General features: G+C 70.3%; 19 protein-coding genes. 9 read left to right on the top strand and 10 right to left on the bottom strand.

Translation table 11 applies throughout. From position 1 onward, the window contains the following. Positions 1 to 60: 60 nt before the first annotated feature. A complete protein-coding gene (locus WFI52_RS00785) occupies positions 61 to 2,901 on the top strand; it encodes an MMPL family transporter (protein ID WP_336625472.1) in 2,841 nt (946 codons plus the stop codon). After that, on the top strand, positions 2,898 to 5,000 hold the full coding sequence (locus WFI52_RS00780; RefSeq protein ID WP_336625473.1) for a YhgE/Pip domain-containing protein: 2,103 nt from the start codon (positions 2,898 to 2,900) through the stop codon (positions 4,998 to 5,000). Before WFI52_RS00785 ends, WFI52_RS00780 begins: the two co-directional genes overlap by 4 nt. Positions 5,001 to 5,162: 162 nt before the next feature. Here the strand turns inward: WFI52_RS00780 and ccsB are convergent, their stop codons facing one another. From ccsB to WFI52_RS00730, 10 genes are read right to left on the bottom strand one after another with little or no spacing between them, the layout of a single operon-like run. Next, the gene (gene ccsB, locus WFI52_RS00775; protein WP_336625474.1) at positions 5,163 to 6,278 is read right to left on the bottom strand and encodes a c-type cytochrome biogenesis protein CcsB; all 1,116 of its coding nucleotides are present in this window, start codon (positions 6,276 to 6,278) and stop codon (positions 5,163 to 5,165) included. 24 nt (positions 6,279 to 6,302) lie between these two features. Further along, positions 6,303 to 8,042 carry a cytochrome c biogenesis protein ResB gene (gene resB, locus WFI52_RS00770; RefSeq protein WP_336637388.1) on the bottom strand — a complete coding sequence of 580 codons (1,740 nt, stop codon included), beginning with the start codon at positions 8,040 to 8,042 and terminating at the stop codon, positions 6,303 to 6,305. Continuing rightward, positions 8,023 to 8,784, bottom strand: a complete 762-nt coding sequence (locus WFI52_RS00765; protein ID WP_336625476.1) for a cytochrome c biogenesis CcdA family protein — start codon at positions 8,782 to 8,784, stop codon at positions 8,023 to 8,025. Before WFI52_RS00765 ends, resB begins: the two co-directional genes overlap by 20 nt. A gap of 16 nt (positions 8,785 to 8,800) precedes the next feature. Further along, positions 8,801 to 9,412, bottom strand: a complete 612-nt coding sequence (locus WFI52_RS00760) for a TlpA family protein disulfide reductase (RefSeq protein ID WP_336625477.1) — start codon at positions 9,410 to 9,412, stop codon at positions 8,801 to 8,803. Continuing rightward, on the bottom strand, positions 9,412 to 10,041 hold the full coding sequence (locus tag WFI52_RS00755) for a histidine phosphatase family protein (RefSeq protein WP_336625478.1): 630 nt from the start codon (positions 10,039 to 10,041) through the stop codon (positions 9,412 to 9,414). Before WFI52_RS00755 ends, WFI52_RS00760 begins: the two co-directional genes overlap by 1 nt. 54 nt (positions 10,042 to 10,095) lie before the next feature. Next, positions 10,096 to 10,482: a hypothetical protein gene (locus WFI52_RS00750; protein ID WP_336625479.1), complete on the bottom strand. Its 387-nt coding sequence runs from the start codon at positions 10,480 to 10,482 to the stop codon at positions 10,096 to 10,098. Further along, entirely contained in the window at positions 10,466 to 11,332 is an 867-nt protein-coding gene (locus WFI52_RS00745) for a prolipoprotein diacylglyceryl transferase (RefSeq protein ID WP_336625480.1), read from the bottom strand. Before WFI52_RS00745 ends, WFI52_RS00750 begins: the two co-directional genes overlap by 17 nt. A 2-nt stretch (positions 11,333 to 11,334) precedes the next feature. Beyond that, positions 11,335 to 11,664, bottom strand: a complete 330-nt coding sequence (locus tag WFI52_RS00740) for a hypothetical protein (protein WP_336625481.1) — start codon at positions 11,662 to 11,664, stop codon at positions 11,335 to 11,337. After that, positions 11,661 to 13,271 carry a radical SAM protein gene (locus tag WFI52_RS00735; protein ID WP_336625482.1) on the bottom strand — a complete coding sequence of 537 codons (1,611 nt, stop codon included), beginning with the start codon at positions 13,269 to 13,271 and terminating at the stop codon, positions 11,661 to 11,663. The genes WFI52_RS00740 and WFI52_RS00735 overlap by 4 nt, the downstream gene beginning before the upstream one ends. A 26-nt stretch (positions 13,272 to 13,297) precedes the next feature. After that, positions 13,298 to 13,957 (bottom strand): DedA family protein, encoded by a 660-nt coding sequence (locus WFI52_RS00730; RefSeq protein WP_336625483.1) that lies wholly within the window; start codon positions 13,955 to 13,957, stop codon positions 13,298 to 13,300. Between the two features lie 89 nt (positions 13,958 to 14,046). Between WFI52_RS00730 and aspS the strand changes: the two genes are divergently transcribed. The 7 genes from aspS to WFI52_RS00695 all read left to right on the top strand — a co-directional run bounded on the left by aspS (position 14,047) and on the right by WFI52_RS00695 (position 20,631). Next, positions 14,047 to 15,387, top strand: coding sequence for an aspartate--tRNA(Asn) ligase (gene aspS, locus WFI52_RS00725; RefSeq protein WP_336625484.1), 1,341 nt, complete (start codon positions 14,047 to 14,049; stop codon positions 15,385 to 15,387). A 33-nt stretch (positions 15,388 to 15,420) separates the two neighbouring features. Next, positions 15,421 to 16,203, top strand: a complete 783-nt coding sequence (locus tag WFI52_RS00720; protein WP_336625485.1) for a tyrosine-protein phosphatase — start codon at positions 15,421 to 15,423, stop codon at positions 16,201 to 16,203. 100 nt (positions 16,204 to 16,303) lie between these two features. Next, positions 16,304 to 16,480 carry a YegP family protein gene (locus tag WFI52_RS00715; protein WP_292863938.1) on the top strand — a complete coding sequence of 59 codons (177 nt, stop codon included), beginning with the start codon at positions 16,304 to 16,306 and terminating at the stop codon, positions 16,478 to 16,480. A gap of 176 nt (positions 16,481 to 16,656) precedes the next feature. Further along, positions 16,657 to 17,790 carry an ABC transporter substrate-binding protein gene (locus WFI52_RS00710; RefSeq protein WP_336625486.1) on the top strand — a complete coding sequence of 378 codons (1,134 nt, stop codon included), beginning with the start codon at positions 16,657 to 16,659 and terminating at the stop codon, positions 17,788 to 17,790. Beyond that, a complete protein-coding gene (locus WFI52_RS00705; RefSeq protein ID WP_336625487.1) occupies positions 17,787 to 18,722 on the top strand; it encodes an ABC transporter permease in 936 nt (311 codons plus the stop codon). Before WFI52_RS00710 ends, WFI52_RS00705 begins: the two co-directional genes overlap by 4 nt. Continuing rightward, positions 18,719 to 19,513, top strand: coding sequence for an ABC transporter permease (locus WFI52_RS00700; RefSeq protein WP_336625488.1), 795 nt, complete (start codon positions 18,719 to 18,721; stop codon positions 19,511 to 19,513). The genes WFI52_RS00705 and WFI52_RS00700 overlap by 4 nt, the downstream gene beginning before the upstream one ends. Continuing rightward, positions 19,510 to 20,631, top strand: a complete 1,122-nt coding sequence (locus tag WFI52_RS00695; protein WP_336625489.1) for an ABC transporter ATP-binding protein — start codon at positions 19,510 to 19,512, stop codon at positions 20,629 to 20,631. Before WFI52_RS00700 ends, WFI52_RS00695 begins: the two co-directional genes overlap by 4 nt. Positions 20,632 to 20,641: the final 10 nt, after the last annotated feature.

The raw sequence follows: 20,641 nt of genomic DNA, 5'->3' as shown, positions 1-20,641 counted from the left end.
CCATGTATCCGATACAGTTCTGTATCGTCCCTCGCTGAACCGCCGTCTTCCGGAGCGCCCGTGTCCACACTCCTCTCCTCTCTCGGCCGATGGTCGTATCGCCACCCGTGGCGCGTCCTCGTCGCGTGGCTGCTGCTGCTCGGCATCGTCGGCGGCTCGGTCGGGCTCGGCATGGCCACCGGGTCGATCAAGGGCTTCGACAACTCGTTCTCGATCCCGGGATCCGAGGGGCAGGACGGCATCGAGCTCCTGAACCGCACCTTTCCCCAGGCGAGCGGAACCAGCGCCCAGTTCGTCGTCGTCGCCGCCCCCGGCGATCGCGTCGACGATGCTCCGTACAGCGACGAGATCGCCGCGACGGTGAAGGAGCTCGACGCCCTGGACGGCGTCCTCGCCGTGACCGACCCCTTCGACGACATGGTCTCGGGCATGATCTCCGACGACCACGAGGCGGCGCTGATCCGGCTGCAGTTCGAGGGCACCGTGACGGACGTGCCGGATGCCACGAAGACGGCGCTCGAGGAGGCCTCAGCATCCCTCGGCGCTGCGCTCCCGGAAGGATCGCAGGTCGTCGTCGGCGGCGATCTCTTCTCGACCTCCCTGCCCGCGCTCTCGCTCGTGGAGATCGTCGGCGTGCTCGTGGCGCTGTTCGTCCTGATCGTGACGTTCCGCTCCCTCGCCGTCGCGTGGTTCCCTCTCGTGAGCGCCCTGATCGGCGTCATTCTCGCGATCGCGCTGATCTTCGCGTCGACGGCCTTCGCGACGGTGTCGTCGACGACGCCGATGCTCGCGATCATGCTGGGCCTCGCGGTCGGCATCGACTACGCCCTGTTCATCGTCGCGCGACATCAGGACCAGGTGCGTGCCGGTGTCGCCCCTGAGGAGTCCGCGTCGCGCGCAACGGGAACCGCCGGCTCGGCGGTCGTCTTCGCAGGCGTCACCGTGCTGATCGCGCTCATCGGTCTCGGCTTCGCCGGCATCCCGTTCCTCACGACGATGGGCATCGCCGCGGCGGGTGCCGTCGCGGTCGCCGTGCTCGTCGCGGTGACTCTCACCCCGGCGCTCCTCGGCTTCGCGAAGGAGCGCGTCGCGGGCTGGGGGCGCGGCCTCGGCCGCGGCGTGCGTGTCCGCCGCCGGGCCGCCCGCACGGCGAAGACGCCGACGCAGCCCCGGCAGACCAATCGGTGGGTCATGCTCGTGACGCGGCATCCCATCGTGACGACGATCGCCGTCGTTGTGACCCTCGGCGTCGTCGCGATCCCCGCCGCGAGCCTTCAGCTGGCGCTCCCCAACGCCGGCATGCAGCCGACCTCCAGCGAGGCGCGCCAGGCCTACGACCTCACCGCCGAGCACTTCGGTCCCGGCGCGAACGGGCCGCTCATCCTCACCGGCACGATCGTCACCTCGACCGACCCGCTCGGCCTCATGGCCGACCTCAAGTCCGCCGTCGAGAAGATCCCCGGCGTGAAGGAGGTCGCGCTGGCGACGCCGAACGAGACCGCCGACACCGGTCTCATCCAGGTCGTGCCGACGACCGCGCCGGACGACCCCGCCACGGCCGATCTCGTCCGCGAGCTCCGCGCCCACCACGACGAGTGGCTCGAGAAGTACGGCGTCGACCTCAAGGTCACCGGCTTCACGGCGATCGCGATCGACATCTCCGACCGCCTGGGTGCCGCCCTGCTGCCCTTCGGACTGTTCGTGGTGGGGCTGTCGTTCATCCTCCTGATGATCGTGTTCCGGTCGATCTGGGTGCCGCTGAAGGCGACCGTGGGGTACCTGCTGTCGATCCTCGCCTCCTTCGGTGTCGTCGCAGCCGTCTTCGAGTGGGGATGGCTCGCCGACGCGCTGCACGTGACCCGAACGGGCCCCGTCATCTCGTTCATGCCGATCATCCTCATGGGAGTCCTCTTCGGACTCGCGATGGACTACGAGGTCTTCCTCGTCTCGCGCATGCGCGAGGACTACGTGCACACGCGCCGCGCACGCCGCGGGCGCGCCGACAGACACACGGCCGTGGCAGCCGTGCGCAGCGGCTTCACCGCGTCCGCCCGCGTCGTGAGCGCCGCCGCCGTCATCATGTTCGCCGTGTTCGCCGCGTTCGTGCCGGAGGGAGATACATCGATCAAACCGATCGCGCTCGGACTCGCCGTGGGCATCGCGGTGGACGCCTTCCTGGTGCGCATGACGCTCGGCCCCGCGATCATGGCCCTCCTCGGCGAGAAGGCGTGGTGGATGCCGCGATGGCTCGACCGCGCACTACCGCACTTCGATATCGAGGGTGAAGCCGTCGAGCGCGAGCTCGCCCTCGCCGACTGGCCCGAACCCGGGTCGCGCGCGCCCCTCGTGGGTGAGGACGTCGCGGTGCGCGTCGAAGGCGGTCGCGGCGTCGGCGAGGTGGAACTGTTCTCCGGCGCCACCTTCCGCGTCGCCCACGGCGACACGCTTCTGGTGACGGCGGCCGACCCGCGTGCGGCACGCGCCTTCGTCCTGATGACGGCGGGGCGCATCGATCCGAGCACCGGACTCCTGCGCGTCGCGGGGCACCTGCTCCCGGGCCGCGGTGCCTGGGTGCGTGCGCACGTCGGCGTGGCTCTCCTCGCCGGCGCCGCCGATCCGTTGCGCGAACTGCGACGGGCGTTGCGCGGCGGCACGACGCTGGTCGCGATCGACGGGCTCGACACGCTCGCCGGCCCCGAGCCCGACCAGGCGGCGGCGCTGCTGCGCGACGCCGCGATCGCCGTCGCCCAGCGCCAGGGCGACGACGGCGCTCGCCTCACGGTCGTCGCCTCGGCCCGTCACGACGGCCCCGCGCTCGGGCTGCTCGCCGACGCGCACCGACCGGACGTGGCATCCCTCGCTCTCACTCCCCTCATCCCGTCAACGCAGGTGATCTCATGACCCTCCCCCTCGAACGCGCCCGCTCGCGCCGTCCCGTGACCTGGCTGACCCTGATCGGTGTGCTGCTGCTGCCGGTCGTCATCGGCGGCATCCTCGTCGCCGCGCTGTACAACCCGGTCGAACGCCTCGACGGCATGCGCGCGGCGGTCGTGAACAACGACGAGCCGGTCACCGTGAACGGACAGTACGTGCCCCTCGGGCGCCAACTGACGGCGGGGCTCGTGAAGGGCTCGGACGACCTGCCGTCGAACCTCGACTGGACGATCTCGAACACCGAGGATGCCGCGACGGGCCTTGCCGACGGGACCTACGACGCCGTCATCACGATTCCTGCGAACTTCTCCGCCGCGGCGACCTCGACGGCCGCCGCGTCGGACGGATCGGGCGGCACCCCGGAGAAGGCGACGATCACCGCACAGACCTCGCCCGACAGCCGCATCGTCGACGAGGCGATCACGACGCAGGTCGCTCAGGCGGCGGCATCCGTCCTCGGTCAGCAGCTGTCGAGCGTGTACCTCGAGAACGTCTTCCTGGGCTTCACGACCCTCGGCGATCAGCTCGGGACGGCCGCCGACGGTGCGCACCAGCTCGCCGACGGCGCGGCGCAGTCGCAGACGGGCGCCGTCTCACTCGCCGACGGCGTTCGCCAACTCTCGACGGGTGCCGGCGCGCTCGCGGACGGGCTGGGGCAGCTCTCCTCGGGCGCGACACAGTACGCCACGGGCGTGCAGACCTACGCCGCCGGTGCGCACCGTTCGGCGAACGGACTCGCCCAGCTCTCCGGCGGCCTCGACCAACTCGTGCAGCCGAGCGCCGACCTCGCGGCCGGCATGCAGCAGCTCGCCGCGCAGGCGCAAGGCATCAGCGTTCCCCAGCAGGTGATCGATGCGGCGCAGGGCGTCGCCGACAACAGTGCCGCCGTGCAGCAGAGCGCCGCCGCGACGGTCGCGCAGTTGCAGCAGCTCGCTGCCGACTGCACGACGAACGGCTACCCGGCCGACCTCTGCGCGGGACTCACCCGCGCCGCGCAGCAGGCCGAGGACGCTCTCCCGTCCGTGAACGACCTGATCGGCAACGCGCAGCAGGTCGCCGAGGGCCTGGGCCAGATCAACCAACTGCCCGCGGCGACCGCCAAGCTCGCCGCCGGATCGGCCGGCATCTCGCAGGGCATCGCAGGCCTCGCCGGCGGGCTCTCACAGGCGGCCGCGGGAGCCGGAGACCTCGCCACGGGCGCCGACGGCCTGGCCACCGGAGCGGGGACCATCGCCTCCGGGGCCGCGCAGTCGGCCGCCGGCGCCTCCCAGCTCGCCACGGGCGCGGGGACGGCGGCCGATGGCGGCGACGCACTGGCGGCGGGTCTCGGTCAACTCTCGAGCGGAACGAGCTCGCTGGCCGACGGACTCACGACCGCGGCATCCAGCGTGCCCTCGTACACGGATCAGCAGGCGACCGACCTCGCGTCGGTGGTGACCGACCCGGTGACGGCACAGGGCACGTCGACCACGTTGTTCGGGGCGTCGGCGATCCCCCTTCTTGCGATGCTCGCGCTGTGGTTCGGCGGACTCGCGTCGTTCATCGCCTTGCAGGCCGTGCCGCGCTACGCGCTGAGCTCACGCCGCCCGTCGGCACTCCTGGCGTTGCGCAGCCTCGCGCCCGCCGCCGCGATCGGCGCGGGTCAGGGCGTCCTGGTCGCCGCCGTCGTGCAGTTCGCGGCCGGCTATGACGCGGGTACATGGTGGAACTTCGCGGCTCTCGCCGTCGTGGCCGGCATCGCGTTCGCCGCCGTCAACCAGGCGCTCGTCGCGGTGTTCGGGGGTGCGGGGCGCTGGATCGCGGCGCTCGTGGGCGTGCTCGCCGTGGCGAGCGGGATCGTCTCGACCGTCCCCGGCATCCTGACGCAGATCGCTGCGCTCATGCCGACGACCCCCGCGTACGGCGCGTTCCTCGCGGCTCTCACCTCCGCGGGAGGCCTCGGCGCCGGACTCGTCGGCATGATCATCTGGGCAGCACTCGCGTTCGTCGTGACGATCATCGCCGTCGCGCGGCGCCGCACCGCGAAGGCCTCGGCGCTGCTCGAACCGGCACCTGCCCTCGCGTAGGGCCCGGCGGCACGAGTACGCGCGCTTCGGCCCCGCACCGCCGAAAGGGGTGGCGCAATCGCACCCCTCAGCACGGGCGAGGCGCGCATTCACGTCACCCCTTCGGCGGCCGAAGCCGGCCGGCCGGCCACCGCACCACACGCACGGCGCGAAGGGACGAGATCAGCTCAGTCCGCTGTAGACGTGCAGACCCTTGAAGAACATGTTCACGATCGTGAAGTTGAACATGACCGCCGAGAAGCCCACGATCGACAGCCACGCCGAACGCGTACCGCGCCAGCCGCGCGTTGCCCGCGCGTGGATGTAGCCGGCGTAGAGCACCCAGATGACGAACGTCCAGACTTCCTTCGTGTCGAAGCCCCAGTAGCGTCCCCACGCGTCGTTGGCCCAGATGGACCCTGCGATGAGGGTGAACGTCCAGAAGATGAACCCGATGATCGCGAAGCGGTAGGCGAGCGACTCGAGGGCATCGGCCGAGGGCAGCGTGCGCAGGAAGCGCGGACCCGTCTTCGCCCGCGCGGTGTCTGCGGCGGTGGATGCCTCGGCATCCGCCTGCTGCGCTCCGCGCGCGTCCTCCGCGGCGACGGCAAGACGCTCGCGCCGCGCCTGCAGGAGCTGGGTCACCGACAGTGCGAAGGCGAGCGCGAAAAGCGCCGTCGCGAGCGAGGCCACGAACACGTGAATGACGAGCCACACGCTCTTCAACGGATCGGAGAGGGGCACGACGGTGGTGTAGAACCAGATCGCGGTGCCGCCGAGCAGGACCGTCACGAGGCCGGTGATGAAGGTCCCGAGGAACCGCAGGTCGTACTTGAAGAGCACGACAAGGTAGACCGCGACGATGAGCATCGTTCCGGTGAGCGCGAACTCGTACATGTTCGACCACGGCACGCGCCCCGCGGCGATGCCGCGCGTGATGTCGGCGGCGACGTGGAAGAGGAAGCCGAGTACCGTCAGCGAGGTGCCGATGCGGGCCCACACGTACCGCGGTCGCGCGGCGGGGCGCGCTTCAACGGCCTCCAGAGCGGCTGCCTCCTCCGCACGCAGCTGCGCGACCGAGACCACATCACCGCCGGCACCGGATGCCGCGGCACCCGCCCCGACGAGAGCGCGCGCCGGCGCGGCAGCCCGCGTCTTGGCATCCTGGGCCTTGGCGGCGAGGTCGGAGCGACGCGCAAGGTCCACTGCGTACGCGATGAACGCGAGGGCGTAGATCGCGATGGCCGTCCAGACCAGCAGGACCGAGACGGAATCGAGCGAGAAATCGGCGTCGGGCATGGCGTCCAGTCTACGCGGGGCGTGTCATCGGGCGGAGGTGTGCTCACTGTCGAGGGATGCCTCGTGCGTGCGCTTCAGCTCGGCCACGGCGACCGCGATGGCGGGGTCCTCGCCACGCGCAAGGCCTGCGTATTCGAGCTGTACGGACGATCCTGATGCGGTCGCCTTGACCCACATCCGGCGGCGCGGTACGAACAGCGCCGTGACGAGACCCGCGAGGGCGACGATCGCGAACCCGAGCACCCACGGCGCGCCGACGTCGCGGTGAATCGAGAGCGAGACGTAACGCTTGACGACCTCCGCGCCCCCGTTCGCCGTGTTGTCCTCGAAGGTGATCGTGCCCATACCGTCGGGCAGGTCCACCGTCTTTCCGGGCTCGAGCTGCAGGGCATCCGTGCCGCTCGTGCCGCCGGCGAGCTGCGTCATCTCGGACGGATCCAGGGCGTAGACGTTGCGCGCGGTGCCGTCGTTGATGCCGAGATCGCCCGCATACACCCACAGCGTCAGCACGGGGTTCGCGAGCGCCGGGTAGGCCGAGGTCAGCGCTCCCGTGTGGAGCGTCGCGGCGGTCGGATAGAAGAAGCCGACCATGCCGAGCTGGGTCGGCGCACCGTTCTCGCTGAGGCCGTCAGCGATCTTGATGACACCCTGCGAGGTCATGTTGGCATCCTGCGGCAGGAACTCGACGTCCTCACGGAAGACGACGTCTCCCGCGGGGTTTCGCACCGTGATCGTCGGCGCGTAGCCGTTGCCCATGAGGTAGACGCGGTCGCCCGCCATGTCGAGAGGGTGGTTGACCCGCACCGTCTTCTGCTCGGGGTCGTGACCGGGCTCGCGGGTCGTGAGGTTCGCCGCGAAATCACCCGCCATGCCCTGACCGGCCTGCCCGACCGGCACGTACGAGACCTCGAAGCTGTCGAGGCTCAGCGAGTAGGGCGGCAGGTGCTCCGTGTCGACGAAGCGGCCGGGGTTGAACGAGGTGTAGCCGAGCCCCAGGGAGTTGACGAAGCTGTCGCCCTCGGCGATCACGGTCTGCCCGGTGTAAGTGAGCCCCCCGCCGACGCCCACCGAGATGAGCACGCCCACGAGCGCCGCGTGGAAGACGAGGTTGCCGGTCTCGCGCGCGTACCCGCGCTCGGCCGAGACCGAGGCGGTGGCGGAACGAGCCCCCGTCGCGGGCGTGTCGTAGCGTTCGACGCGATAGCCCGCCTTCCGCAGCTGCGCCTGCGCAAGATCGATGACGCGGGAGGCCTCGGCCTCGGCATCCTGGCCGTCCGGCACGATGCGCTCGGCCGTCGCGTAGTCGTCGAGGCGCGAGAGCCGCATCGGCGTGCGCGGCGGCACCGCGCGCATGGCCTTGAAGTGGTGCTTCGTCCGTGGGATCACACAGCCGATGAGCGAGATGAACAGCAGGATGTAGATCGCCGAGAACCACACCGACGAGTACACGTCGAACAGCTGCAGGGCGTTGTAGACGGGGTAGAGCCCGGGGTTCTTCGACTCGAAGTCGATGACGCCGTTCGGGTCGGCGCTGCGCTGCGGCACGATCGAGCCGGGGATCGCGGCAATGGCGAGCAGGAGCAGGAGCACGAGCGCCGTGCGCATGCTGGTCAGCTGGCGCCACCCCCAGCGCATCCAGCCGACGAGTCCGAGCTGCGGCTGAGTGATGCCGCGATCGCCGTCACCGTCGGCGTGATCCGCGGGACGCAGCGGATCGGAGGCGTCGGACTCGATCACCGAGGCGTCAGAGCGGGAGCGTGACACCGCCGATCACCCCCTGCAGGTGCGACATGAGCGCCGTCCATACTCCCGAGACCATGAGCACGCCGAGAACCACGAGCAGAACGCCTCCGATGATGTTGACCGCACGGATATGCCGGCGCAGGAATGCGACCGAGCGCGTCGCCCAGCCGAAGCCGACGGCGAGCAGCAGGAACGGGATGCCGAGGCCCAGCGAGTACGCGACGGCCAGCAGCACTGCCCGCCACGGGTCGGCCTGCGTCAGCGAGATCGAGAGGATCGACGCGTAGGTGGGGCCGATGCACGGAGCCCAGCCGATGCCCATCGCGACGCCGAGAAGCGGCGCGCCGACGAGTCCGAGTCCGCTGCGCACCTGCGGCTTGACGGTGCGCTGCGCGAAACCGAACAGGCCCAGGAACACGAGGCCCATCGCGATGACGACCACGCCCAGCACGCGCGTGAGGACGTCCTGGTACTGGATGAAGAAGCGCCCGAGGCTGCCCGCGAGCACTCCCATCGCGACGAACACGACCGTGAAGCCGGCGATGAACAGAGCGACACCGGCGAGCAGGCGTCCGCGTCCGCCCGCGACGCCGCGGGAGCGCGAGGAGCCGGATGCCGAGGCACTCGCGCCGCCCAGGAAGCCCAGGTAGCCCGGCACGAGCGGGAGGACGCACGGCGAGACGAACGAGATCAGCCCCGCGAGCATCGCGATCGGGACCGCGAGCCACAGCGCCCCGTCGAAGACGACCGCTCCTGCGTTCACGGCTGCGACTCGCGTCTCACGAGGATTCGCCCAGCACGTCGTTCACGATCGTCTGGAGGATCGATGCGCTCTCGACCTGGCCGACGAAGCGCGCCGCGACACGTCCCTGCCGGTCGAGCACGAGCGTGATCGGCACGGCCTGCAGCGGCGTCCAGTCGGCGAACGCGAGCTTGAGGTCGGCGTCGTCCTTCGCGAGGAGCGACGGGTACGAGATGCCGTAGGTCTTCTCGAACGAGGTCGCCTGCTCGGGCCCGTCGTAGATGTTGACGCCGAGGAACTGGGCGCCCTTCACGTTCGTGGCCTGGAAGCTCTCCTCGAGGATCGGCGCCTCGGCCCGGCACGGCCCGCACTGCGCGTACCAGAAGTTCAGCACGAGCACGTCGTCGGCATAGTCGGCGCTCGACACGGTCGACCCGTCGATGGCGGTACCGGTGAACGCCACCGCACCTTCGCGCTGATCGGCAGGGATCTCCTGCACGCGGCCGTCGCCGGAGATGAAGCCGGTGTCACCGCCCTGCTTGTACTGGTCGGCGAGCTCGTCGTTCGGGCTCGTGCACGCCGCGAGGCTCAGCGCCAGGGTGACGGCGGCGAGGGATGCCACGATGCGTCGCTTCAGAAGCCCGGGCATCAGACGGCCCCCACATCCACGGCACCCGCCGTCGTTGCGGGCTCCGCGTACGCGACCTCGCGCCACTGGTCGCCGCGGCGCTCGAAACTCGTGACGCTCGACAGCGCGCACCGGCGCTTGCGCGGGTCGTGCCTGAGCGGCTCGCCGGCGATCGCGAGGTGGGTGATCCAGATGGGGAGCTGGTGCGAGACGATGACGACGTCACCCGACGGCGCCGCGCTCCAGGCATCCTTCATCGCGGCATCCATGCGCTCGACGACCTCGAGGTACGGCTCGCCCCAACTCGGGATCGCCGGGTCGGTCAGATGCTTCCAGTTCGCGGGGTTCAGCACCGCTCGGCGCATGCGCTTGCCTTCGAAGACGTTCGTCGGCTCGATGACCCGCTCGTCGATGACGGGTTCGAGTCCGAACGCCGCGGTGAAAGGCTCGGCGGACTCGCGCGTGCGCTGGAGCGGTGAGGCGTAGAGCGCCGACACGGGCCGCCCGAGTGCCTCGACGTGCGCGGCCGCTGCCGCGGCCATCGTGCGTCCGCCGGCGCTCAGCGCGAAGTTCGGCAGGCGCCCGTACAGCACGCGATCCGGATTGTGGACCTCGCCGTGGCGCACGAGGTGGAGGCGATCGGCGGGCACGCCTCAAGTCTACGGGGGCTCAGGTTGTGGGCGGGCTGGGAGTGCCCGGGGCGATCAGCGCGGTGCGATGATCGCCAGGCACGGGCCGAGCACGACGATCCAGGCCGCGGCGACGATGATGAGGACCCCCGTCGAGGAGGGACGCGTCCGGGGGAAGAACATCCCGACGGTCGCGACGATCGCGATGAGGACGAACGGGATGAAGAATCCCCAGAGGCCCGCTGACGCAAGGACGCCCAGCGCCAGGAAGAACGCCAGCACGTGCGCGGCGCACCCGATGCCGACGCCCGCGCCGATCCCGAGCGGCTTGGGCGCGTCGGGGCCTGGCGGCGGGGGTGCGCCCGGCCCGGGTGGAACCGGCGGAGGCGGGACGGGCGGTGGCCCTTGCGGAGGCAGCGCGGGAGGCGGTCCCTGCGGCGGCTGGTCAGGCGGGTTGCTCATGCGCGTCGCTCCTCTGGTCGGCTGTCGATGCGGGAGGGATGGATGCGGGAGGAATGGGTGCGGGAGCGCGGGATGCCGCGACCCCTCCGAAGGCTCCCCGCCGCGCCATCAGGGCGATGCGAACCAGGAGGATCGGGATCGTGACCATCAGGAACAGCTGCGGTCGCGTGAACCCCGCCCACGCGACCTCGTTGCCGCGGACGAACTCGACGCAGAAGCGGAAGATCCCGTAGGCGGCGATGTAGAGGGTCAGCGTCTCCCCCGCCGCGATGTCACGGTGCCGCAGCCAGAACCACAACAGCGCGAACGCCACGGCGTGGAACGCGATCTCGTAGACGAAGCTCGGGTGCAGCGGCACCCCTGCGGGCGCGCCCACCCGCGCCGCCGCCTCCGGGTCGAGGACGATGCCCCATGCCGCACCGGTGGGGGTCCCGGGCCGCTCGGTGAGGAGGCATCCGATGCGGCCGATGCACATCGCGAGCGCGACGGCGGGCGCGAAGAGGTCGCCCGTGCGGTCGGGGTAGCGCACGATCCGCTTCGCGACGTGCACTCCCAGCCACGCGCCGACGAGCGCCGAGAGCATCGAGGCGTTGCCGTGGGCGAGCTGGTCGATGAGGCTGAGGTTCTTCGACGGGTCGAGGTGCTGCGCCCACGTGCCGAGGCGCGAGAACACCGCCGCGCCCGCCAGCGCACCCAGCACGAGGTACGGCACTCTCGGATCGCTGACGCCCCGGCGGCGCCTCTCGATGAGGAACACGACACCGGCCGCGAGCAGGCCGAGCGCGACGAAGACCTCGTGGCTGCCGAGTGGCGGCAGCCACGGGGCAAGGTCCTGCAGCGTCGGGAACACGGTCAGCCGATCGCGCCCGAGAGGATCTGAGCCCAGCCGATCACCCAGAACGGCACCGCGACCGCGGCGAACGCGGCCACGACGCCGAGGTACACGAGCACGTTGCGCGTGTCGCCCAGCTTGCAGCGCGAACGCAGGAGCCCGGCGCGACGCGCGCGGGCGTAGCCCCCGATCGCGACGAGGGCGAAAGCGAGCACCGCGATGGGCCCGAGCACGCACGCGATCACGGCGACGGTCGTGAAGACGCACAGGCGCAGCGGATCGAACGGCGACGCGGCATCCGGCACCGATGGGTCGCGCTGATTCAGGTGCGAGTAGTCGGCGGCGCTCATGTCGTCACCGTCACGGGAAGTCGCCGCCGCACATCCGCCACGGCGGCACCGGTCGCGGTCGAGATGCGCGTGCGCGACAGCGGCGCCCACGCCTGCACAGCGCAGAAGGGCGCGCACTGGTGCGCAGCGGTCGTCTCGTTCACGGTGGCGACGTGCACGCAGCACTGCGTCAGGCGCTCTTCGATCATCGTGTTGATGTCCATGAAGGGCTTGACGGTGATGCGGAGAACCCGCTCGGCGAGCATCCGCCGCAGCCGCTGGTGCTGACCGGGCAGCTTCGACGCCGCGAGGGTCGCGAGCGTGCCGATGCCGAGGTCGCAGTTCACGCAGATGTCGCGCCAGATGTCGCTCATCGACGGATGCGAGAGCGACGACTGCTCGCTCAAGAGGTCGAGGAGGGATGTCTTGACGACGTCGCGGATGGCCTTGTTGACGTTCGAGTCGGCGATGCGGTTCGCGAGCAGGTCGGGGTTCAGATCGAGGAACTCCTTCAGGCGCTCGTGCCCGATGAGCGCGACGAGCGACTTCCACTCGCCACCGTCGTCCTTCAGGAAGTAACCGACCGAGCAGCAGTGCGGGTGACTGCACGGGAGCGCGGTGAGGTCGCGCCAGGTGATGAGGTCGTCGGTCTGAGGACCGAGCCGCGCGAGCACGCCGGTGTGCGTGAGCCGTTCGTTCGGGTCGATCCCCGCCGATCTCCCCGAGCCGAAGACGGGCTGGATCGTGACGCCGCCGACGTACGGCGTCGCCATCGCCCGGCGGATGACGGCGCCGATCTCGCCGTCGTTGACCCCGAGGGCGGCCGTCATCGTGAGCGTCGTGAACACCCCGGCATCCGCCAGTCGCTCGAGCGCGCGCTGCTTGAAGCGACGGATGTCGGCGCCGCGATGATAGGCGGATGCCTCGGCCGACTCGCCGTCGTACTGCAGGTAGACCTCGACCCGTTCGCGATGCTTCTTCAGCGTCTCGACGAAGGCGTCGTCGTTCGCGATGCGCAGGCCGTTCGAGTTCAGCAGAATCCGCACGATGGGACGAGCGACGAGCTGCTCCAGCAGCTGCTCCAGCCAGGGATAGAGCGTCGGCTCACCCCCCGAGAGCATGAGCACGTCGATGCGCTGATTCTCCTTCGAGAGGCGGGCGTCGACGGATGCCAGCACCTCCGCCAGCGGAGCGACGGCGCTGGCCGCGGGGCTCGACTCGGCGAAGCACGTGGGGCAGCGCAGATTGCAGTGGTCGGTGAGGTCCTCGAGCAGGATGCAGGTGTGCTGCGTCTGCATCTGCGGTAGACCGTCCTCGTAGGCGGACGGAACCGGCTTGAAGTTCGCAGCGGTGTCGGGCCCATGCACTTTGGTGGGCGCCGTCCACTGCTCGAGGTACCTGAGCAGCTCCGCGGACTCGTCGTACAGCGTCGAGATGAGGCCGTGGTCGGGACAGCCGCGCTCGAGCCAGACGGTTCCGTCGCGATCGGCGAGCCATCCCGACAGTCGGCGCACGTCGGCCAGGGGCCGGTCGGGGTCCTCCTCGTGGCAACGCGGGCAGAACGCATTCACGTAGCGGTGGATGCGGTAGTCGCGAAGCGGCATCCCTGCGCCGGCGGAGGGGGTCATGGGCCGACGCTACTGCATGGGCCCGCTCAGGCGGGGTCGCTGTCCACAGCGCGTCCGCGACCGCGCAGCTGCCGCACGCGGGCAACGGTGAACCAGACGAGCGCTGCGGCCGCAGCCGCGATGACGACGTACTGCAGGATGCCGGCGTACTCCTCGACGATGTGCCACTGCGCGCCGAGGAAGTAGCCCGACAGGACGAACACGGTATTCCAGACGAGCGAGCCCGCGAGGGTGAACAGGCCGAACTTCCACAGCGGCATGCGCACAACGCCGGCGGGGACCGAGATGAGGCTCCGGAAGATCGGCAGCATGCGCCCGAAGAAGACGGCTTTGCCGCCGTGGCGCGAGAACCACGCGACGGTGCGATCGACGTCGGCGACCTGGAGCAGCGGCATCCGATCGGCGAGGCGACGGAGGCGCTCGATGCCGAGCACCGCGCCGAGTCCGTAGAGGGCGAACGCACCGACGACCGAACCCGCAGTCGTCCAGAACAGGGCCTCGAAGAGCGTGAACGACCCGCGAGCGGCCGCGAGGCCCGCCATGGGCAGGATCCTCTCGCTCGGCAGCGGCGGGAAGAGGTTTTCGAGCGCGATCGCGATGCCGGCGCCCGGAGCACCGATGAGGTCCATGAGGCCGACGACTCCGTCGACGAGCGCCGTGAGCCAGGATCCGTCGGGAGTCGCCATGCCCGCGAGGCTACGTGCGCAAGGTGACGAGAACCTGAGCAGATGCCGGGCGCCGGGCGCCGGACGGGTCCCGCGTAGACTGGACCATCGTGACCGAACGCACCCTCGTCAGCCAGCTGCAGTCCCGCGAAGACGGACCCGTCCGGGTCTCCGGATGGGTCGAGACCGTCCGCGATCAGAAGAAGGTGCAGTTCGTCATCCTGCGCGATGAGACCGGTGCCGTGCAGCTCGTGAACCCCGCGACCCGTCCCGACCCGGACGCGGTGGATCAGGATGCCGAGGCGCTCGCCCTCACAGCCCTCATCTCCGAGATGTCCACCGGCACCTTCTTGACCGTCACGGGCGAGCTGAAGCACGACGAGCGCGTCAAGCTCGGCGGCGTGGAGATCAAGATCGCGTCTGTCGACATCGCGGCATCCGCCCTGCCCGAGACGCCGATCGCCGCCGACAGCGGCCTCGACAAGCGCATGGACTGGCGCTTCATCGACCTGCGCCAGCGCCGCAACGCGCTCATCTTCCGCATTCAGACGACGCTCGAGCACGCGATGCGCTCGTACTGGATCGACCGCGACTACATCGAGATCCACTCACCCAAGCTCATGTCGACGCCCGCTGAGGGCAACGCCGAACTCTTCGCCCTCGAGTACTTCGGCGACCAGACGGCGTACCTCGCACAGAGCCCGCAGCACTACAAGCAGATGGCGCAGGCCGCCGGCTTCGGCAAGGTCTTCGAGATCAGCGACGTCTTCCGCGCCGACCCGTCCTTCACGAGCCGTCACGCGACGGAGTTCACGTCGATCGACGCCGAGATCAGCTGGATCGACTCCTACGAAGACGTCGCACGGATGCAGGAAGAGCTCCTCGCCGCTGCGTTCCAGGCGGTGAAGGACAAGCACGGCGACGAGATCAAGGAGCTCTTCGACGTCGACGTCGTCGTTCCGACACTTCCCTTCCCGCGCATCCCGCTCGCCGAGGCGCGCGAGATCGTGAAGGCGCGCGGCTACGACATCCCCCGCACCGACGGCGACCTCGACCCCGAGGGCGAGCGCCAGATCTCGGCACACGTGCGCGAGACGTACGGGCATCAGTTCGTGTTCATCACGGACTATCACCCCGAGATCCGGCCGTTCTACCACATGCGCGACGCCGAGACGGGGCTCACGACGAGCTACGACCTGCTCTTCCAGGGCACCGAGATCACGACCGGCGCGCAGCGCGAGCACCGCATCGACGTTCTCGGGGCGCAGGCGCTCGAGAAGGGTCTCTCGCTCGAGGGCCTCGCGCACTACCTCGACTTCTTCCGCTACGGTGTGCCGCCGCACGGCGGCTTCGGCATGGGGCTCGCGCGCGTGCTGATGCTCATGCTCGGGCAGGATTCGATCCGCGAGGTCACGTACCTCTTCCGCGGGCCGACCCGTCTGGCGCCGTAGGCCCACCCGGCCGCGTAAGGCATCATCGTGTCGGTGACGATCGAGGGACTGCACAACTTCCGCGACACGGGCGGCATCGCCCTTGCGGAGGGCGGCGTGACGCGCTCCGGCGTCCTCTTCCGGTCGGACGCGCTGGGCGCCCTCACCGACGCCGGTCTCACGGCGCTCGGCGAGACCCCGATCGGCGTCGTCGTCGACTTCCGCACGCCCGAGGAACGCGCGGCGGCGCCCGACCGCCTGCCGGCTCGCGCGATGAGAACCGTCGAGCTGTCGATCCTCGAGGGGGCCATGGCGCAGATGGCGAAGGAGGCCTTCTCGGCTCCGGCGCCGCCGACTCCGGCGCAGTTGGCGGACATGGCCGCGAAGATCCCCACCCTCGAGCAGCTTTACATCGGCATGCTGCAGCACGGCGCCGACGCCTTCGCGACGGTTGCCCGCCTCGTCTCCGCCGGCACCGACGACCGTCCCAGCGCCGTGCTCGTACACTGCACGGCCGGCAAGGACCGCACCGGCGTCGCGACGGCGCTGCTGCTGGATGCCGTCGGCGCCGACCGCGACGCGGTCGTCGCCGACTACGCCTCCTCCGAACAGAACCTCGCCGGTGACTGGGCGGACGGGATGCTGCGGATGGTCGCTTCCTTCGGCATCCCGCTCACTCCCGCACTCAAGACACTCGTCGTCGCGACACCGCCGGGGGCCATCCGCGCAGCGCTGGACTGGGTGGATGCCACGCACGGCTCGGCCGCGGGCTACCTGCGCTCGGGCGGCATGACGGAGCCCGAATTCGCCGCACTGCGCACCCGCCTCACCGGCTGATCGAAACCTCCCCGCGCGCGACCTTCCCCCCGCTCAGCGCGCGCACTAACGTGTGACGCGATACGGGCGGTGGGTCCGTGCGCTCACGGGAGGTAAGGCCATGGCGGGGAAGTTCGAGCTCTACACCGACGCGGGCGGCAAATGGCGGTTCCGCCTCAAAGCCGGCAACGGCCAGGTGATCGCCGTCGGCGAGGCCTACGAGTCGAAAGCGGCCGCGCAGAACGGCATCGAGTCGATCAAGAAGAACGCACCCGACGCGCCCGTCGTCGAAGTCTGACCCGTCGGATCGGGCCGTCGGATCGATCCGTCGGCCCGGCTGTTGCGCCGCCGTCATCGGGCGGTCACGCGCCGTTCACCCGGTCTGACCCGACGCGTCACGGAGCGGTTCTACGTTCCTCTCATCCCCCGCGAAACGCCACCTGAGGCGTGCGCGGATCACCCGAGAGGAATCCCATGATCCGTACTCCCTTGCGTCGCGCGGTCGTCGCGGCGGCAGCCGCCAGCGCGCTGGCTCTCACCCTCGCCGCGTGCAGCGGCGCCGCCGAGGCAGGTCAGAGCGGCAGCGGCGTCGACGCGGCATCCGCGACCGACGTGTCCGCCTTCGGCTCGTTCGAGGCCCTTGAGACGGCGGCCAAGGCGGAAGGCGCGCTCAACGTGATCGCGCTGCCGCGCGACTGGGCGAACTACGGCGAGATCCTCGACCTCTTCGCCGAGCGCTACCCCGAGATCGCGATCAACGAGCAGTCGCCCGACGTCTCGAGCGCCGAGGAGATCCAGGCCGCCAAGACGAATGAGGGCCTCGACACCGCACCCGACGTCTTCGACATCGGTCTGACCGTCGCCCTGCAGAACACCGCCCAGTTCGCCCCGTACCAGGTGCAGACGTGGGCCGACATCCCCGACGCCCTCAAGGAGCCGACAGGGCTCTTCGTCGGAGACTACGGCGGGTACATGTCCATCGGGTACGACTCGTCGAAGTTCCCCGCACCGACCACGCTCGCCGACCTCCTGACCCCGGCCTACAAGGGCGCCGTCGCGATCAACGGCGACCCGACGCAGGCAGGCGCCGCGTTCGCTGCCGTGGGTCTTGCGACCGTCCAGTCCGATGGCACCCTCGACGACTTCGCGCCGGGCATCGACTTCTTCGGCAAGCTCCAGAAGGCGGGGAACCTCCTGAAGGTCGACGTCACGACGGCGACCGTCGCGAGCGGCGAGACCCCCGTCGTCTTCGACTGGGATTACCTCAACGCGACGCACCAGGCCGACAACCCCGCGTGGAAGGTCGTCGTTCTCGACGGCACGGGCTACGCGGGCTACTACAACCAGGCGATCAACAAGAGCGCCCCGCACCCCGCCGCCGCTCGGCTGTGGCAGGAGTTCCTCTACAGCGACGAGGTGCAGAACCTCTGGCTCAAGGGCGGCGCACGCCCGGCACGCATGGCCGCGATGACCGATGCGGGCACGATCGACGCGGCGCTCGCGGCTGCTCTGCCCGAGGCGCCCTCCGAGACCGTCGTCCCGACGGAGAAGCAGTCCACCGCCGCAGGCACGCTGCTCGGTGAGAAGTGGGCGACGGCGGTCCAGTGACCGCGGTCGACGTCGCGGGGGTGGATGCCTCGGCATCCACCGCCGCTCCCGCCCGGGAGAGCCTGCCCGCGCCGACGTCACGTCGGCGCGGGTCGTGGGCGTGGCTCGGACTCGTTCCCTTCGGGGTCTACGTCGCGCTGTTCCTCGTGCTGCCGACGGCGCTCGCGATCGGCTCCGGGTTCTTCACCCGCGACGGTTCGTTCACGTGGTCGAACGTCGGCGCCCTCGGCGACCCGCTCATCCTGCGTACGTTCGCGAACTCGGCCGGGCTGTCGCTGCTCACGGCGGTCATCGGCGCTATCGTCGGCGCGCTCGTCTGCTACGCCCTGCTGGGGCTGTCACCCGAGGGCACCGTGCGCTCCGCCGTGGATGCCGCGGCCGGGGTCCTGGCTCAGTTCGGCGGCGTCATGCTGGCGTTCGCGTTCATCGCGACGATCGGCATCCAAGGCGTCATCACGGTGTTCCTGCGCGACGTCTTCGGCATCGACATCTTCGCGAACGGCACCTGGCTCTACGAGCTGCCGGGCCTCATCCTGCCGTACGTCTTCTTCCAGATCCCCCTCATGGTCATCACCTTCCTCCCCGCACTCTCCGCCCTGAAGCCCCAGTGGGCCGAGGCGAACCTCACCCTCGGCGGCTCGCCGCGGAGCTTCTGGACGCACATCGGCGTCCCGGTCCTCGCCCCCTCGTTCACCGCGAGCCTGCTGCTCCTGTTCGCAAACGCGTTCTCGTCCTATGCGACGGCGGCGGCCCTCGCGAGCCAAGGGTCGCAGATCGTCCCCCTGCAGATCCGAGCGGCCCTCACGAGCGAGACCGTGCTCGGGCGTGAGAACCTCGCCGGTGCGCTCGCTCTCGGCATGATCGTCGTCGTCGGGGCCGTCATGGGCGCCTACACCCTCGTCCAGCGCCGCGCGGCGCGGTGGCAGTCGTGAACCGGCTTGCACCCCACCCCGCGACGCGGGCCGTGATCGCCGTGGCCGTCGGAGTGTTCTTCGCGATCCCGCTCGTGTCGACCCTCCTCTACACGTTGAAGATGCCGGACGGCTCACTGTCGTTCGCGCGCTGGGCGAGCCTGGTCGACCCGAAGACGGCCGCGACGTTGAAGCCGATCTGGACGGGGCTGGGCAACTCACTCGTCCTGTGCGTCGTGACGGTTGCGATCGTGCTGCTGCTACTCGCCCCGACGATGGTGCTCGTGAACCTGCGGTTCCCACGCCTGAAGCGCGTCTTCGAGTTCACCGTCCTGCTCCCCATCTCGATCCCCGCGATCGTGCTCGTCGTGGGGCTCGCGCCGCTCTACCTGCAGATCGGGCGCCTCATCGGCACGGGGGCGTGGACGCTCGCGTTCGCCTACGGCATCACCGTGCTGCCCTTCGCCTACCGCGCGATCCAGGCCTCGATCGATGCCGTCGACCTGCGCACGCTCGCGGAGGCCGCGCGGTCCCTCGGAGCGGGCTGGACGGCGATCGTCCTGCGCGTGCTGGCGCCGAACCTGCGTTCCGGGCTGCTCGCGGCATCGCTCCTGTCGATCGCCGTCGTGCTCGGCGAGTTCACGATCGCGTCGCTGCTGAACCGCCAGGTGTTCCAGACGGCGATGGTCGTGGTCCAGAAGCAGGATCCGTACCTGCCGGCGATCTTCACCCTCCTCGCTCTGCTCTTCTGCTTCGTCCTCCTCCTCGTCATCGGCCGCGCCGCGCGCGGTCACCGAAAGGCCCGCCCGTGACCATCGACCGCGCTCTCCCCCGCACCGCCGACAACATGCTCCTCACCGGCGCCGCCGCCGGCACGCGCGTGCAGCTGCAGGGGATCGAGAAGAGCTTCGGCGGCACCCGTGTGCTCCACGGCGTGGACCTCGACATCGCGCCGGGCGAGTTCGTCTCACTCCTCGGCCCCTCGGGGTGCGGCAAGACGACGGCGCTGCGCGTGCTCGCGGGGCTCGAGTCCGCCGACAGCGGCGCCGTGCTCCTCGGCGGGCGCGACGTCTCCCGCGTCCCCACGCAGCGTCGCGACATCGGCATGGTCTTCCAGTCGTACTCGCTGTTCCCGCACCTGAGCGTCGCGGACAACACCGCGTTCGGCCTGCGCCGCCGCGGCATCCATCGCGGGCCTGCCGCGCGACGCGCGCTCGACGCCCTCGAGCTCGTCGGCCTCGCCCATCTCGCCGACCGCTATCCGCACCAGCTCTCCGGGGGGCAGCAGCAGCGGGTCGCGCTCGCGCGCGCCCTGGTCACCGAGCCGCGCGTGCTGCTGCTCGACGAGCCGCTCTCCGCCCTCGACGCCCGCGTGCGCGTGCAGCTGCGCGACGAGATCCGCCGACTGCAGCTGCGCCTGGGCATCACGACCGTGTTCGTCACGCACGATCAAGAGGAGGCCCTTGCCGTCTCCGACCGCATCGCCGTGATGGATGCCGGGCGCATCGAGCAGATCGGCACTCCGGAAGAGCTCTACCTGCGTCCGCGCACCCCGGTCGTCGCGGCGTTCGTCGGTCTCTCCAGCGCCGTGCCCGCCGTCGCGTCGGGCACGAGCGTCGTCGTCTGGGGGACGCCGCTCCCCCGCCTCGGATCCGGTGACGACGGTGCCGTCACGGCGCTCCTGCGCCCCGAGAACGTGCGCCTGCACGCCGTGACCACGGATGCCTCAGCGGATGCCGCAGCCGGGCCCGGCACGACCGGTCGGATCGAGGAGAGCACCTTTCTGGGCAGCTTCCGGAGGACCGTCGTGCGTACGGACGACGGCGCGATCGTGCACGTCCAGCACGACGTCGCCGATCGCTACGAGTACGGCCAGCCCGTGCGCCTGACACTCGTCCCGGTCGCGGTGGCGGTGCGTCCCGCCGCCTGAGAGTTCGGCG

This window comes from Microbacterium sp. MMO-20 (genome assembly GCF_037147735.1).
GTDB lineage: Bacteria > Actinomycetota > Actinomycetes > Actinomycetales > Microbacteriaceae > Microbacterium.
Note: the sequence above shows the minus strand (reverse complement) of the source record. Positions and strands in the feature narration are given on the sequence as shown.

Bases quoted from the DNA above. Each gene is read 5' to 3' on its own strand.
- WFI52_RS00780 (WP_336625473.1), top strand. From the start codon at position 2,898: ATGACCCTCCCCCTCGAACGCGCCCGCTCGCGCCGTCCCGTGACCTGG.
- ccsB (WP_336625474.1), bottom strand. From the start codon at position 6,278: ATGCCCGACGCCGATTTCTCGCTCGATTCCGTCTCGGTCCTGCTGGTC.
- WFI52_RS00760 (WP_336625477.1), bottom strand. From the start codon at position 9,412: ATGCCCGGGCTTCTGAAGCGACGCATCGTGGCATCCCTCGCCGCCGTC.
- WFI52_RS00750 (WP_336625479.1), bottom strand. From the start codon at position 10,482: ATGAGCAACCCGCCTGACCAGCCGCCGCAGGGACCGCCTCCCGCGCTG.
- WFI52_RS00740 (WP_336625481.1), bottom strand. From the start codon at position 11,664: ATGAGCGCCGCCGACTACTCGCACCTGAATCAGCGCGACCCATCGGTG.
- WFI52_RS00735 (WP_336625482.1), bottom strand. From the start codon at position 13,271: ATGACCCCCTCCGCCGGCGCAGGGATGCCGCTTCGCGACTACCGCATC.
- WFI52_RS00730 (WP_336625483.1), bottom strand. From the start codon at position 13,957: ATGGCGACTCCCGACGGATCCTGGCTCACGGCGCTCGTCGACGGAGTC.
- WFI52_RS00715 (WP_292863938.1), top strand. From the start codon at position 16,304: ATGGCGGGGAAGTTCGAGCTCTACACCGACGCGGGCGGCAAATGGCGG.
- WFI52_RS00710 (WP_336625486.1), top strand. From the start codon at position 16,657: ATGATCCGTACTCCCTTGCGTCGCGCGGTCGTCGCGGCGGCAGCCGCC.